This window comes from Pseudomonas sp. P7548 (genome assembly GCF_013386585.1).
In the GTDB taxonomy this organism is placed as follows: Bacteria; Pseudomonadota; Gammaproteobacteria; order Pseudomonadales; family Pseudomonadaceae; genus Aquipseudomonas.
This window is the reverse complement of the sequence record NZ_JACARO010000045.1, coordinates 1-13591: the sequence shown is the minus strand read 5'-3', so window position 1 is coordinate 13591 and position 13591 is coordinate 1. Positions and strand designations below refer to the sequence as shown.

Genomic DNA, 13591 nt, shown 5'->3' with positions numbered 1-13591 from the left:
TGCTTTACCCCTGGGTGTCTTCGCGTTGCGGTTTCGCCTTTGTTGAACCCGCAACGCGGAAGGAGCCCAGGGGGTGCTGTTGGTCGATGGCTGCCTTTGGCAAAGGGCTGCTATCGACCCAGGTTGTGTGAAAACGAGCTGGAAGCAGTTAACTAAACGTGATGCAGACTGGTTCCATCTCTACCAACGAATTTTCACAGGCCCCTACGAGATCTCGCACACAGTAAAGCCTCCATCCCTTACCTGATCCCCACTTTGCCGCGACAGGTTCAAGCGAAGACTTTTCCTCCTGTGTTGCGCGAGCCCAATCATCGTGCCCGATCTCAGCGATCAATTGAGCCTGGTAGACCTGTAAGAATGGAAGCAAGCTTTTCGCTTGTTCAACCTCTATGAGGACAAATTCTGCTGTATCGAGTTGCTGTTTAACATTTTCGATCAGTTCGTGAGCCTGCAACGGGAGTGCCTCTAACACAGCCTCCAAGGCTGGTCCGGATTTGTCAGCACTTTGGAAGGTGCCGCAGATGATGTTCCCTCCTGCCATATCTTTCCCCTATCGTGGTTTCGAAGCTTGGATTAGGCAGCTTGCGATTACGTGTCTAACGTCGATTTTTTGCTGATCTACGCCCGTTGCGAGCGGCCAATGAATCCAAGGCTTGATGAAAAATCCTGCGATTCTCTGACCTTCTGGTGGTCGAGATCGTGACGGGACCTTTCAATCATTTCTTACCTGTTTGAGCCAGTTCCAGAAAGGATCACTGGATTCATGCGCGTCCATGCTTGTTGTGCTTGAGATGAGATCTGATGCGCGTGCCGGGACGCTGAGGCCAAGCGTGCGTTCCACGTACGCCCGCAATGCCCTAGGTGGTGCTGGGTAGTCATCATCTGCGTATTGCTGCTCCCGCAGTTCGGCCGGTGTTCTCGTAAACTCCTCTGGCCAGCAGTGCTCGTTGTAACCGATGGCCAGTAAGCGAATCAGGTCTTGCGTACTATTGGTCAAGACGCAGAGCATGTCTGATCCCGAGCCCGAGCCAAGATGGACGATTCGCTGCTGATCGTGGTCGTCCAGCCATAACCCTGCCCACGATCCATCGCCACCAGTCCTGAGGAATATTGATAGCCGCTCGTTTACTCTGGGATCTTCGCAGGCCGTCCATCGAGCAGTATCGGCGGAGTCCGGAACGTGAAAGGCGGTGATAGCGCTGTTGTTGTATTCAGGTTCGGGATGCAAAGTCATGTAGCGGCCCCCGGTCCGATAGTGACGGACGCAGCCTAGTGCTTCCAAGAATTCCATGGTCTGTCGTAATACTGGAGGTACCGGGTTGCTTGCCGGGAAGGCGGCTACTAATTCGTCGGTGAAGTTCATGTCTTTCCTGACCATTGTCTTTAGTGAGTATCGTGAATGAAGGTGGATTGCTATGCCTGGAATATATCGCCATGTACCACCCAATGCCCGCTTCTGGCCGAAAGCTGACGGCCACGACTGACCGTTTTGGCCGGCTCCGGTCTTTCGCGACCAGCTACAATCCACCCATTTCAGACGTTCCCGTACGCCCAGGCACGCATTCCCAGTAAGCGGAGCGAATGACTTGAGTCGCCTGTCAGGAGCTGAGCTGGTCGAATAGCTCTTGCAGGAAAACATCGCCCGCCACTGAGTCTGATAGCAAATAATGCCCAGACCAAATGTCCCAGCCAGCGGCTAGGCTGAACTCAGCACATTGGAAATTCTGGTGAATTTTTTCATCAACGCCTATGACAGGTGAGCCCAATCGTTTGAACCCTCGGCGTTTGATCAGGTTTTCAGCTAGCGATAGCCAACAAGCGTCTGACAACGCGTTGAAACTGAGTGTCAGATGTCCATTGGCTGCCGTGTCGAGAGTTGGGCTCATCTATTATTGCCGTCTAAGGTTTGGCGTGAAGGGAATGCACAAACGTGGCTGCGGGGGCGTTGTTTAGGTGAGTGATCAAGTTTGAGACCGTTTTATCGCGTTGGCGAGCTGTTTGGTGTTGTTACACAATTCAATGAATTTTTCGTTTAGCTCGACATGACCTGGATTCCAAGAAAGGACGCCATCGACATAGCTTTGACCAAGAATGAGTTCATTTAATGAGCCCATTCCGCCATAGGCCGACAGTAGATACTCAATCCCAGAGTAATCAGAACCCAGCAATAGTCTTGGCAGCCGCAAGCATGCTGGATTTCAAGGCAGATGCCGGAGGGCTGGGCCAGTTATCCAGCACTCAGCCCTTCAGGCTTTCACCAGCCTGTAAAAGTCTTCCAGCGCCTGGCGAAATTCCGTCAGGGAAAAGCTGATCGGGCGATTCTCGACGTCCCATCGAGTGGTCATACCGACTTCCAGACCGCTGGACACGCTCAACCCAAAACGGCGCCAGTGCAGCGTCTCTCCGTCAATCACTTGTTCGGTCATCAGCACAAAGCAATCGAAGTCCATGTCATCGCTGCAGACCAGCAGCGGAACTGGCGTCGATGTGCCGTCTTCTGCGGGCGTAAAACGCCGCTGGGCGAGCGCGCCTTCTTCCTCGTCCAGCAACCAGATCAATGAAAGGCCGTTCAGGTCGAGATCGGGGTATTCGAGGTGACTGTTTAGCCATTCCTCAATCGGTACATCGTCGATAAACAGCCAGGCACAACGGCTACGGCTGAATTTCGCTTGATGGTAAGCGGCATGGATGCGGTGATGCATAGGGAGTCCATTCAACGATAGAGGGCCGGGGGGGGCGCCTGGTGGGAAAGTGCTTGAGTCCGCGTGAGTCACTGAACAGGTTATCGCCAGGTTCAACGGTTGCTGAAGGGGGCGAGCCATGTCGAGGTGTCTATGCCCAGCGTTGAACAGATCCAGCACTCAACCGATTCATCCTTTCGCAGCAAACCGCCAAGCCTTGGGTGCGAGACCTGTCTCCCGCTTGAAAGCATGGCTGAAGGCGCTTTCGGAGGTGTACCCCAGCGCCTGTGCAACCGTGCCGATAGGCTCGTTGCCTTCACGTAGCGCGCGCTCAGCCAGCCGCATCCGCCAATGTGTGAGATACGCGATTGGCGTCATCCCCGCCACGGTGCGAAAGTGGTGTGCAAACGTCGTTCGTGACATGGCGCATGCGCGTGCCAGGTCTTCCAGGTGCCACGAGCGGGCAGGGTCGCCGTGCATCAGTTGCAGGGCCGGTGCAAGACGGGCATTGCCAAGCACGGCCAGCCATCCCGCCAGCGGTGAACCGTTGGTTTCCAGGTGAGCGCGCAGGATCTGGATGAACAGCAGTTGAGCCAAGTGAGCGGATGCCAACTGCGCGCCTGGCTTTGGGGTTAGCCGTTCTTGCACCAGTTGATCAAGCAGCCCGCGAAAAGAAGCGGCCTCAGGCGCCGCAGCTGGCACGTGAATCCACGGCGGCAGGACCTGTCTCAACAGCCTCCCACTGACAGGGTCGAGGAGTACGTGGCCACCAATGTGGGCGAAATCGTCGCCCTCACCAATGGGCACGTGGGATTTGCCCGGGCCCGAAAACACACGCATTGCATCGGTGGGTTCGACCCCCGGATCACTGGCGAGTACGAAAGCGCGTTTGGCACTGAGTAGCCCCACATCACCCGTGCGGAACAACATCGGGCTTTCGTCGCCTTCGAACGTGACCCAGCAACTGCCTTTGATGACCGCAAAGAATTTGATGTTGTCCGGAGCGGGAAAACGCAGCGCCCAGCGCCCGCCTGCGGTAAAACCGCCTGTCACCAGCGATTCGGCGCGGGCGAGTTTGAGGATGTCGGAAAAAGGATCGTTGTGCATTTCCGTACTATCGCGCAAGCCTGGCGTACGATCAAATATTCAGAATCCGGTAGCAGGCCGGTAGCCTTTCCTGACGATCAATCCGGTGAGGAAGGCAGGCATGAGTGAACACAGTGTATTGGTAACCGGGGGCACAGGTTTTATAGCCCAATACTGCATCATCACACTGCTGGAGAAGGGCTTTAAGGTTCGTACGACTGTGCGTACGCTGGCGCGCGAAGCTGAAGTGCGCAGGCATCTGAAACAACGCAATGTCGACCCGGGGAGCGACCTGTCGTTTGTGGTCGCCGACTTGATGTCCGATGACGGTTGGAAAGAGGCCGTCGCCGGTTGTCGCTACGTGATTCACGGTGCATCGCCTACGCCGTCAGGCAACCAGGTGACTGAAGCGGACTGGGTCAATCCAGCCATTGAAGGAAACTTGCGTGTACTGCGCGCCGCGAGCGAGGCGGGAGTCAAGCGTGTTGTCCTCACCTCGGCGTTCGGTGCGGTTGGCGTCGGCCATTCAGCTGACTACCGCCGCCCGTTTGATGAGACCGACTGGAGTGATGTCAGCGGCGATGTCTGGGCGTATCAGAAATCAAAAACGCTGGCGGAGCGCGCGGCCTGGGAATTCATCCAGAGTGCGCAAGGGCAAGGTCTTGAACTGGCGGCAATCAACCCGGTCGCGGTGCTGGGCCCGGTATTGGGCGCAACCTATTCTCACTCCACACGGATCATCAAAGACATGCTGGAAGGACAGCCTGGCTGCCCGAACATCAATTCGTGTTTTGTGGATGTCAGGGATGTGGCCGAGTTGCACCTGCTGGCCATGACGCATCCGGCCGCTAACGGCGAACGTTTCCTGGCCAGTTCGGGCGACAGCTTGCCGATGGTCCAGGTGGCACGCACGCTGCGCGATCATCTGGGTGAGGCTGCCAGGAATGTTTCCACTCAGGAACTGAGCGATGACAACATTCGTGCCGCTGCCAAAACGAATCCGATGATGCTGGGCATGGTCAAGCTGTTGGGCGTCGATATGAGCGTCACGGCGGCCAAGGCCATGACACTGTTGGGCTGGGCACCTCGCAGCCCGGAAGACGCCATTGTTGCAACGGCCAGGAGTTTTATCGAACTCGGTTTGATTGAACATCGCTGAGGTGAGGCGTGCGGGTGTTTGATGGCTGGCAACCGCGCGCTTCGGGTCGAAAGCAGCCTGATGTGAGGGGCTGCTTTTGACCGAACGCTGGCAGTTCGAATGTCGCTTGATTCGGTGGGAATTCACTGTAAAAAGGCTGCGGGCGTTTCACCAATCACTTGCTTCAAAAAGGTCACAGGGAATGAGATCAGTAGAACACAGTCCTCCAGCGTTCACGCGTATTCCGCTGGCCGCCATCGGTGTCGGGCTGGGGCTCGCCGTTGCCGTCTACACCACGGGAAAAGGCCCGTTCTTTCTTGAGAACTTTGCCTCCTCCTGGTTACCCCAAGCGGCCGTGCTGTGCATCGCGCTGCTGTGCAAGGCGTCACGGGAGTCGCTGGGGGGAATGGCTGTGGCCATGGCGCTGTACTTGTTTCTTTTTCACCTGTGGGTCACAGACGCCATGGGTTGGCTTTTTTACTTGTTCAGCTTTCCCGGCATCCTGATCGGCGCGTTGCTTGGGGTTGTTTTCAGCCCCTCGCGCAAGGTGTTCAAGGCGCTGGTGGCGTTTGCGTGGGTGGTGACTGGGATAGGGGGGAATTTGGCGGTGCTCGCTGTGATGGTCACGTAAGCGTCCTCGGTGGTCACTCGCGAATTTCCCTCAATCCCTTGAATGCAGGCGAGCCAGCTTATGATTTTGAACCCCGTCATTACCGCTCATTTGGTCGCTGAAGCCAGGGAGCTTTTAGCGTCACCGCGTTGGCAATATCCAGACACTCCCGGGGTGGCGCAAATAGTGGAGTTGAGTGAGCGCCTGTGTTCTCCAATGATGTACAGAGCTTTTCAACGTTGCGTTGGGCTTCTCGCTCCAGGCGTCGGCTCGACTGGATGCGGTTGAGATATCCATAGACACAGATCTTCAACAGGACCTCAGGGTGGTAAGCAGGTCGGCCCGTATCAGCAGGAACAGCACCGTCGAAACCCAAATTGACCAGGTCGAGCTCGTCGACGAAGACGTCGGCTATACGTACCGGGTTGGTATCGTTGACGTAGTCGTCGAAGCTTTCGGGAAGTAAGGTGCCTTGACCTCTATGCTCCCCTTGAATAAAGCGCTTCACGAGACGATCCTCTTCTGGAATTCGAATGTTGGATGCTGCTGTGAAGATAGTGAAATCTACCCGTTTTGACGATGTCGACCATGATTTAGGGTATGAGTACCGTGGTCATAATTACAGCGTGCAGAACGATGGGGACATATTCCTGATCAGAACTTACGACGACGAACCAGGGTGTGCGACTGTCGTAAGTCCGACCACGGCGCATGCCAAGGGCAACCTTAGACAGCTCGTCACTTTCTTGCAGGCGGAGTTTGGGGTCTCTAGGATCTGCCTCTACAAGGCGGATTTGGGGCGTTACGCTGAGATCAACCTTGAAACGTTGGCATTCCTTCCCATTTGAGTTCGGCGGCGACAGCGCGGTTAGTGTTTTTACACACTATGGGCCGTTAGCTGCCCTCTAGGGGGGCGGAATCGACCCAAAACCGCCTTCCAGAACGGGAAGCTAATGACCAATACAGACCTAAGCGACAAATTTCGCCGCCTGGCTCCTAACTTGCAGTCACGATAAGTCGCGCGCACCTCGGGAAAAGATGTTCACCAATGTGCCATCTGGGTCGCGCAACAGCGCCGAGGTATTACCCCAAGGCATCAGTGTGATCGGCATTACGACTTCTGCGTTTGCCTTTTCTGCGAGCATCAAGGCCGCCTCCACGTCGTCGACTTCGAACTCCAGGATAGCGGAGCGATTTGCCGCCGCCGAGGCAAGCCCATTGTTAAAAAGCCGGATCAAGCGTTCTTCGCTGATTGCCAAAACGATGCCATTGAAATGAATTTCGGCGAATCCCTCAGCGAGATGCTTAGGCTCAATGGCGCAGAGTGTTTTGTAGAAGTCGACGACGCGTTTGAAGTTTTGGGTGACGATACGTACGGAGGCAAAGTTCATGAGCAGACCTGGCGAGAGGGAGAAATCTCACCTTAAAGCCAACCCGTGTCAGTTTCTGACAGTATCGTTATGCCCCTTGCCGGCATCGAGCGACGCCATTCTTCAAGCAACGCCTGTTTGCTTTGAGGGTAGCGATCCGTTGAGAGCACCACTTGATTGATGCGATCAGTACGAAAATTGCGGAAAGCCCCTCTCAGTTCGCACCAGCACATTAACACCTGCACCCGCTCGAAGTATGCGAGTGCAAACGGCCAGACTGTGCGTTGGGAGACTGCTCCAGCCGCAGTCTGGTAGCTCAGTTCCAGCTTGCGTTCAAGCCGGACGCTCTCCCTTAGAAGGCCCGAGTGAGCTGTGGCATCTGTCGATGTTTGTCCCATGCCAGCAAACAGCGTAGAGACCTCCAATTCGCGCCGCAGGGGCGGTGGCAAAACCGCCGATATTTTTGTCAGCATCGCCTGCGCACCTTGCGTCAGCTCGCTGTCTCGGCGCTCCATTACCAGCCGCATCCCAAGAACCAGCGCTTCCAATTCGACGGAGCCGAACATCAGTGGAGGCAGCATGAAACCGGGTTTCATGATGTAGCCGACGCCGACACCCCCTTCGATTGCCGCGCCCTGAGCCTTCAGGCTGGCAATGTCGCGATAGAGTGTGCGAACCCCGATGCCGAGTTCGTCAGCTAGCGTTTGCCCGCTGACGGCATGCCGGTAGCGTCGCAGGATTTGCAGGAGATTGAGGAGGCGTTCAGATCTGGACATGCCGGAAGAATATTGAATATTCAAACCGCGCGCTATTTTCAGGTGCCACCGGAATAGGTGGCGTTGTCAGGTTGAGAGGCTACTCGCTAGTTTGAACGTCTACTGCTGGCCGTTTTCTGCCCTTTGTGAGGGGCAGAAAGCGGACTTCAACCGCCGCTTAGCCTCGACCAGCTTTTGGGGCGCTGCGATCTTCTGGTTCAGAAAAGTAGCGACCTCCAGGTCAGAAAACTCGTCAAGCGGCGTATTCCAGGCGTCTCGGCATCGCTCTTGTAGCGAGGTTTCGGCCACGCCTTTCCAGGGGCCGATGAGGCTGCTGACGGTCGTCGATTGGGTCATGTAAGTCGAATGCTCTTGGTTGGTTACAGGAGGCGCTACCACCACTTCCACCAGGCCTTCTGAACAATCACCTCAGGCGCCAGCGAAGCCTTCTCAGAGCTTGCGATCTTCATCGGTGTGACCTCCATGCCATCGAGGCAACCCAGGCCCAGCGATGGGCTCTCTGCACACAAAATCCAGCCCGTCGTCATCGGTGCAAACGCTGAAAATCTCTAATTGAAGGCTTTTACTGAGCGCCAGGTTCAGGTTCAAGAACGCTCTCTTGAACGTGTTGGCTAGCCGGACGCTCTCAAGCAGGTTGTATACCCGCGACAACGCTGCTAATTCTTCAGGCAGCTCAAGCGGTACATCCTTGATGGGCGGCATGGATGTGAAGGGCCATTTGCGTTCTGTGCCGGCCTTGAACGTGTCCAGGTAGAACGACGTGGTGTTTTCATCCCTGTGCAACGACCAGCCAATGCTCTTCGGTAACGTGGAAAGTGGCTCCAGCGCCGGCATCACGTTCATCGCGTGAGCCACGACAAGGTGTCCCATGGGGTAGATCCTTCTGGTTCAGGACTGAATCGGCGAGTGGCTCGAAACGGGCAGGCACAGCGTAGGCAGAAAACATCCAGGCTGCCAGAGCCGGCTCACAACCTCCCCACACGCGGCACCTCAAGGTCGAGCAACAGCTCTTCGGTGGCATGCCCAAAACGCTCAGTCAGAAAATCCAGCAGCACCCGCACCCGGGGAGCCCGGTAGCCGAGCCAAGCCTTGTACCAACTCCAGACTTGTTTAGAACTCGTCTTCTGAAAGCCCGTAAGTCGCAGTGTTGCCGTTAGCAACTTTGTAGAGGGTGAGCGTGACTACGCTGTATTGGATGTTCCGGCTTGTGGTGGTTTCAGTGAGCGTCATTGACTCGGAGCGCGAAAGGCCACCTGAGGTCAGGTCGCGATACCGAACGTCATAAGCACCAGAGGTGAGATTTTTGATGGTGAAGCGACTTCGCGCAGGAATGTAAATCTGCCTTGCCGGTCTGGCTACCGCACCTTGTAGGGATACGAGTTTCAGAAACACGTCTGAGTTGTTCTGGCCATTGTCGATGGTTACTTCTGAATGGCCGGCTTTGTGCGTTTGTGGCTCATCTACCAGGTAACCGGCAGTACGAGGCCATGCTCGACCATTGGGCGCGGTTTTTGGTCGCACGTAGGCCGGCTTCTTCGCAGACACCTCGCGCTGATTGGTGGCGTTTACAGGGCGTTGAGTTGCGTTGGTACCTGAGCCGTTAGCAGCTGTTACCGGTGGAACGGCTTGAGCGGAATAAGGCATCGGACCGCGCGGAGCGGAATAATGTGTCCCGGACGAATTCATTACTGTGATAGTGATCACCCCTGCCACTATAGCGATAGCGCCGAGATGGATGAAGAATCGGCGGTGGATAAAACCCCAACTACTCTTCAAACGATTGTCTCTGTCGCCGCCCAGTTCATCTAAAAAGGCTTCAAGGTTGCTGGTCAGGCTATCTCTTTCGTTGATCCCTGCCTCATTGCGGCCAGCCGTCTTAGGGATCTTCTTGCAGTACGTCATCGCGTTTTGGGCGATTGACTGCGCCAGGTCTGGACGACCGGTTGAATAGAAATAATATGCTTGGTAACCCAGCATTCTGGCGTTTTCCAGCGGTGGATGTGATCCGCCAAACATGTTCGTGACCAATGCCTGGACCGTATACAGAGGCCCCCATGGAAATCCCCACCACCCGAGCAGCCAACTAGTTGCTGATGCCTTGAGAGATTGCTTTTGTGCGCATGGGCTGCAGTACACGCCAACAATGGGTTTGCGAATCGTGAGTAAGAGGAAGCTCTTCACGGAGCGGAACACCACTACCCGTGGCTGGGCTGACACCTTGGCACAGACAGAGCACACGATGGGATCTGGTACTTTGGTGGGCTCGGGTTCTGCGGCGCTGCTGTAATTGGTCTGAGTGTCGTAGTCAGCTTTGGAAGCAGGGTCCGAAAGTACAGCGTACGCCTCATTCAAAAACTGAAATTGCTGAGTCGTGTTGTTGCCCGGGTTGCGGTCGGGGTGCAACTCCATGGCGCGTCTGCGGTATGCCGTTTTGATCTGCTCGGCGCTGACGATTGGTGTTAGACCCAAAACTGCGTAATAGCCCTTAGGGTCGTCCTTGTCGTGGTGCATTTAACGTCCTTGTCGCGCTTGCGTAGAGGCGGGAAATTCGATGAAGGCGCTACACATTCCATACGTTATCGGCTAGGAGCGGCAAACCGAGAAGCCATATTGACTCAGTGGGCCGCTTTCACGGCCCAGTTAACGCTGGTTGTTATTCCGTGATCGTCTCTTCTTTCAGGCTAAGTCGGAAAGTGTCACGAGCGGTTTTTCCTACATAGGTAGTCAGTGCGTAATTTGCCGTTCCGCCGATGATCACCCCAATTCCGAACGGAATCACTTTCGCTGCGGCTTTCTGAGTGAACGAGATGCCGATTTTCGCGAACAACTCCTTGATAATCTGAAGCGTCGGCCCCTTCAAATATTGATACACCATGCGCACGCCAGCCTTGCTAGCGATTTTGGTTGCGCTGGAAGACCCCATCTGCTCTAAAGAACCGCATAACGCGATGATGTACGACATGTGCTTGGCATCTTCATTGGACATCTTGCCGTTGATGGCTACCGCCAGGCACATGGTCATATCGATTTGTAGCTTCATGCACACAGAGATATCCGCGAGTCCTCCCCCAACAGCGCTCACCACAGTGCCTATACCAGGAATAACACCCGGAATAGCAGTGGCTGCACCAGACGTTGCGGCCAGCTTTGAATAGCGACTAATGATTTTTTCGATAACTGCGTCTTGAATCTTTTCTTCCGTGGCGGACGGCGCCGAGCCTCGTGCCTGGCTTTCATATTGCTTAACGAGGTCACGGGCGTCCTGCGGGCTAATGGCGATAGCTTCCACCATTTTCATTAATGAGGAGCTGTCTTCGCCTTTTTCTGTGGTCATGCCAGATTCCTTTCGAGAGATATATCCGCTGCTTAGCGCCTAGGTGCAAACGCCTAGGCGGAACAAATGATATCAAAATAACACCATTGCCATGGATAAGTGTCGTGAAGGAGCGACGGAATTCCGGATGGGTGTCAGATGAGCAAATGTTTAAACAGAATGGGCATAGACCAGCGCACATCCACCAGCCAGTGGCTTAAGGCGTGGCAAGCACAATCCGCTGACGTAAACCAAGTGCCTCCGCAGTAGTCTGCAACGATTACCTTCGCCCATGCTCTGCAACGCTAGGATGGTTATCGCTGCTTACACCATCGACCAAATATTTGCCCGATTTCGCGCGCCACCATACGGGCAGGGAGCGTTCTTCCAGGCATTGTGCTGCGGTTTACCGGCCTGAGTCGGTTGGTGGGCGCTGACGCGTAGCTGCACTTAACCGGCATGACTAGGCTCACAACCTCCCCACACGCGGCACTTCAAGGTCGAGCAACAGCTCTTCGGTGGCGCGACCAAACTGCTCAGTCAGAAAATCCAGCAACACCCGCACCCGGGGAGCCCGGTAGCGGTTGCCGTGCAACACCGCGTACACGCCGGCCTCACGTACACAAAACTCCGGCAACAGAACTTTCAGCCTTCCGGCACGGATATCGGCTGCGGCGTCCCAAATGGTCTTGCGGGCGATGCCGTGCCCGGCCAGCGCCCAGGCGCGTGCGAGTGCGCCATCGTTGGTTTCCCAGGCCTGGCTCATGGGCACGGTGTGGTTCCATTCCTGGCCGTCCACCGTGAAGTGAAAGGTGTTCAAGGGGCCTGCGGACGTTACCAGCACAATGAATTTGTGCTGATCCAGGTCGGCGGGTGTTTGAGGTTCGCCGTATCGCGCCAGGTAATCGGGTGAGGCGCAGAGTACCCGCCAATTGGGCGCCAGTTGCTTGGCGATCATCGAGCTGTCCTGGGGCTGGCCAAACCGGATGGCCAGGTCGACATCGTCCTGCACCAGGTTCGACACCGAATCCGACAAGGTCAGCGCCACGCACAACTGCGGATGCAACGTGCTGAATGCCTCCAGCCAGTCGTTCAAAAGGTGGCGGCCAAAATCAGCCGACGCGGATATCCGCACCTTGCCCCGCACCTCTGTTTGACTGGCCTGAAGCCCGGCTTCGGCTTCATCGATCGCCCGCAACGCAACCCAGCACTGCTGCAAGTAAAACCGGCCTTCTTCCGTGAGGCGCAGCTGGCGCGTGGTGCGATCAAACAACTTGGTGCGCAACGCCGCCTCCAGCTTGATAAGCCGCGCGCTGGCCGCAGCAGGGGACAGCGCCAGTTTGCGCCCCGCAGCCGACAAACTGCCGAGTGCCGCCGCCTCGACAAACAAACGCATATCACCCAACCGGTCAGTGGCCATATTCAATTCAGTTTTGATAATTCATCAAAGAGTAGGCCAATTATCAAAACCATTGCAATTCCCCACACTGGCGCTTCCTATCCCGTTGAGCACAGGTCATGAACGGCGAATCGCAACTTGAAAATAGCGTTTTAAATCCACCCGGCGAGCACGAACATCGCACCACCGCACGCCTGCCACTGGCGGCCCTGCTGGCCCTGACACTGGGCAGCTTCATCGCCACCGCCAACGAAACCGTCCCCGCAGGGCTGCTGCCGCAAATCGCCGAGGCATTCGGCGTGTCGCAAGCTTGGGCGGGCCAGTTGGTGACCCTGTGCGCACTCGGCTCCGGGTTGGCGGCCATTCCGTTGACCCTCGCACTGCAGGGCTGGAGCCGGCGTTTGGTCCTGCTGCTGGCCATCGCGGCGTTTTTTGTGTGCAACGCGGTGACGGCTCTGTCGCCTTGGTTCACCTTGACGCTGGCTGCGCGCTTCTTTGTCGGCATCGCCACCGGCCTGGCCTGGAGCCTGCTGGCTGGCTACGCCAGACGACTGGTCCCCCCGGCATTGCACGGCCGCGCCATGGCACTGGCCATGCTCGGCATCCCACTGGCCCTGGCCCTCGGCGTACCGCTGGGCGCATGGCTCGGCCAGCTCCTGGGCTGGCGTTGGGTGTTCGGCACGCTCTCCGGGCTGAGCCTGCTACTGATGGCCTGGATCTGCCTCAACGTGCCCGACTACCCAGGCCAGCGCCCCGACCGACGCCTGCCCCTGCGCACCGTCCTGCTGACCCCTGGTGTGCGGCCGGTGCTGGCGGTGGTCATGCTCTGGATACTGGCGCACTACACGCTCTACACCTACATCGCCGCGTTCCTGGCCTCCGTCGGGATGGCTGATCAGGTGGAGCAGGGGCTCTTTGCATTCGGCATGGCGGCCCTGGTTGGGCTATGGATCACGGGCGTGCTGATTGATGGCAGGGTTCGGCGCCTGATGGTGTTGAGCCTTACCGCTTTTACCTGCGTTGCGTTTGCCTTTGGGGTGGGTGGGCTGTCTGTGAGTGCGATTTATATGGGCATGGTGCTGTGGGGCATGAGTTTTGGTGGCGCGCCGACTTTATTGCAAACCGCCCTGGCGGATGTTGCCGGGGAGGGGGGTGATATTGCGCAGTCGATGTTGGTGACGGTTTTTAACCTGGCGTTTGCGGGGAGTGGGGTGGTGG

The 13591-nt window shown here is 56.5% G+C and carries 17 protein-coding genes and 1 pseudogene; 4 read left to right on the top strand and 14 right to left on the bottom strand.

Annotated elements, in window-relative coordinates:
* Positions 1–148: 148 nt before the first annotated feature.
* The 6 genes from HX803_RS19150 to HX803_RS19130 all read right to left on the bottom strand — a co-directional run bounded on the left by HX803_RS19150 (position 149) and on the right by HX803_RS19130 (position 3788).
* Positions 149–541: a hypothetical protein gene (locus HX803_RS19150; protein WP_178922603.1), complete on the bottom strand. Its 393-nt coding sequence runs from the start codon at positions 539–541 to the stop codon at positions 149–151.
* Positions 542–712: 171 nt separating this feature from the next.
* Complete coding sequence (locus HX803_RS19145) at positions 713–1363, bottom strand: hypothetical protein (RefSeq protein ID WP_052735757.1); 651 nt, start codon at positions 1361–1363, stop codon at positions 713–715.
* A gap of 235 nt (positions 1364–1598) precedes the next feature.
* The gene (locus HX803_RS19140; RefSeq protein WP_178922601.1) at positions 1599–1886 is read right to left on the bottom strand and encodes a hypothetical protein; all 288 of its coding nucleotides are present in this window, start codon (positions 1884–1886) and stop codon (positions 1599–1601) included.
* Positions 1887–1961: 75 nt separating this feature from the next.
* On the bottom strand, positions 1962–2168 hold the full coding sequence (locus HX803_RS33170; RefSeq protein WP_372339926.1) for a hypothetical protein: 207 nt from the start codon (positions 2166–2168) through the stop codon (positions 1962–1964).
* A gap of 78 nt (positions 2169–2246) precedes the next feature.
* Positions 2247–2702 (bottom strand): hypothetical protein, encoded by a 456-nt coding sequence (locus HX803_RS19135; protein WP_178922599.1) that lies wholly within the window; start codon positions 2700–2702, stop codon positions 2247–2249.
* A 168-nt stretch (positions 2703–2870) separates the two neighbouring features.
* The gene (locus HX803_RS19130; RefSeq protein ID WP_178922597.1) at positions 2871–3788 is read right to left on the bottom strand and encodes an AraC family transcriptional regulator; all 918 of its coding nucleotides are present in this window, start codon (positions 3786–3788) and stop codon (positions 2871–2873) included.
* A gap of 100 nt (positions 3789–3888) precedes the next feature.
* On the opposite strand from HX803_RS19130, the gene HX803_RS19125 reads away from it, so the two are divergent.
* Positions 3889–4926, top strand: a complete 1038-nt coding sequence (locus HX803_RS19125) for an aldehyde reductase (RefSeq protein ID WP_178922595.1) — start codon at positions 3889–3891, stop codon at positions 4924–4926.
* A gap of 76 nt (positions 4927–5002) precedes the next feature.
* A complete protein-coding gene (locus HX803_RS19120; protein ID WP_256732884.1) occupies positions 5003–5536 on the top strand; it encodes a hypothetical protein in 534 nt (177 codons plus the stop codon).
* A gap of 211 nt (positions 5537–5747) precedes the next feature.
* Here the strand turns inward: HX803_RS19120 and HX803_RS19115 are convergent.
* Positions 5748–6023, bottom strand: a pseudogene (locus HX803_RS19115) (transposase); the annotation flags it as partial.
* Positions 6024–6048: 25 nt separating this feature from the next.
* Here HX803_RS19115 and HX803_RS19110 point away from each other — a divergent pair.
* Positions 6049–6363: a hypothetical protein gene (locus HX803_RS19110; protein ID WP_178922593.1), complete on the top strand. Its 315-nt coding sequence runs from the start codon at positions 6049–6051 to the stop codon at positions 6361–6363.
* Positions 6364–6522: 159 nt separating this feature from the next.
* Here the strand turns inward: HX803_RS19110 and HX803_RS19105 are convergent, their stop codons facing one another.
* The 7 genes from HX803_RS19105 to HX803_RS19075 form a co-directional block, all read right to left on the bottom strand.
* Positions 6523–6906 (bottom strand): VOC family protein, encoded by a 384-nt coding sequence (locus HX803_RS19105; protein ID WP_178922591.1) that lies wholly within the window; start codon positions 6904–6906, stop codon positions 6523–6525.
* Between the two features lie 32 nt (positions 6907–6938).
* Positions 6939–7685 (bottom strand): YafY family protein, encoded by a 747-nt coding sequence (locus HX803_RS19100; protein WP_256732883.1) that lies wholly within the window; start codon positions 7683–7685, stop codon positions 6939–6941.
* Positions 7686–7760: 75 nt separating this feature from the next.
* On the bottom strand, positions 7761–7997 hold the full coding sequence (locus tag HX803_RS19095) for a hypothetical protein (RefSeq protein WP_178922590.1): 237 nt from the start codon (positions 7995–7997) through the stop codon (positions 7761–7763).
* 93 nt (positions 7998–8090) lie between these two features.
* Positions 8091–8531, bottom strand: coding sequence for a hypothetical protein (locus tag HX803_RS19090; RefSeq protein WP_256732882.1), 441 nt, complete (start codon positions 8529–8531; stop codon positions 8091–8093).
* A 240-nt stretch (positions 8532–8771) separates the two neighbouring features.
* Positions 8772–10172 (bottom strand): J domain-containing protein, encoded by a 1401-nt coding sequence (locus tag HX803_RS19085; protein WP_178922588.1) that lies wholly within the window; start codon positions 10170–10172, stop codon positions 8772–8774.
* Between the two features lie 142 nt (positions 10173–10314).
* Positions 10315–10995 (bottom strand): EcsC family protein, encoded by a 681-nt coding sequence (locus HX803_RS19080; RefSeq protein ID WP_178922586.1) that lies wholly within the window; start codon positions 10993–10995, stop codon positions 10315–10317.
* Positions 10996–11443: 448 nt separating this feature from the next.
* On the bottom strand, positions 11444–12394 hold the full coding sequence (locus tag HX803_RS19075) for a LysR family transcriptional regulator (RefSeq protein ID WP_178922584.1): 951 nt from the start codon (positions 12392–12394) through the stop codon (positions 11444–11446).
* Between the two features lie 98 nt (positions 12395–12492).
* On the opposite strand from HX803_RS19075, the gene HX803_RS19070 reads away from it, so the two are divergent.
* Positions 12493–13591 (top strand): MFS transporter (locus HX803_RS19070; protein ID WP_178922582.1); only part of this gene is annotated, 1099 nt, incomplete at its 3' end.

What these genes read in the sequence shown, in the direction of transcription:
- HX803_RS19105 (WP_178922591.1), bottom strand. Translation starts at nt 6,906, where the DNA reads ATGAACTTTGCCTCCGTACGTATCGTCACCCAAAACTTCAAACGCGTC.
- HX803_RS19150 (WP_178922603.1), bottom strand. Translation starts at nt 541, where the DNA reads ATGGCAGGAGGGAACATCATCTGCGGCACCTTCCAAAGTGCTGACAAA.
- HX803_RS19145 (WP_052735757.1), bottom strand. Translation starts at nt 1,363, where the DNA reads ATGAACTTCACCGACGAATTAGTAGCCGCCTTCCCGGCAAGCAACCCG.
- HX803_RS19085 (WP_178922588.1), bottom strand. Translation starts at nt 10,172, where the DNA reads ATGCACCACGACAAGGACGACCCTAAGGGCTATTACGCAGTTTTGGGT.
- HX803_RS19080 (WP_178922586.1), bottom strand. Translation starts at nt 10,995, where the DNA reads ATGACCACAGAAAAAGGCGAAGACAGCTCCTCATTAATGAAAATGGTG.
- HX803_RS19140 (WP_178922601.1), bottom strand. Translation starts at nt 1,886, where the DNA reads ATGAGCCCAACTCTCGACACGGCAGCCAATGGACATCTGACACTCAGT.
- HX803_RS19075 (WP_178922584.1), bottom strand. Translation starts at nt 12,394, where the DNA reads ATGGCCACTGACCGGTTGGGTGATATGCGTTTGTTTGTCGAGGCGGCG.
- HX803_RS19130 (WP_178922597.1), bottom strand. Translation starts at nt 3,788, where the DNA reads ATGCACAACGATCCTTTTTCCGACATCCTCAAACTCGCCCGCGCCGAA.
- HX803_RS19135 (WP_178922599.1), bottom strand. Translation starts at nt 2,702, where the DNA reads ATGCATCACCGCATCCATGCCGCTTACCATCAAGCGAAATTCAGCCGT.
- HX803_RS19125 (WP_178922595.1), top strand. Translation starts at nt 3,889, where the DNA reads ATGAGTGAACACAGTGTATTGGTAACCGGGGGCACAGGTTTTATAGCC.
- HX803_RS19110 (WP_178922593.1), top strand. Translation starts at nt 6,049, where the DNA reads ATGTTGGATGCTGCTGTGAAGATAGTGAAATCTACCCGTTTTGACGAT.
- HX803_RS19095 (WP_178922590.1), bottom strand. Translation starts at nt 7,997, where the DNA reads ATGACCCAATCGACGACCGTCAGCAGCCTCATCGGCCCCTGGAAAGGC.
- HX803_RS19090 (WP_256732882.1), bottom strand. Translation starts at nt 8,531, where the DNA reads ATGGGACACCTTGTCGTGGCTCACGCGATGAACGTGATGCCGGCGCTG.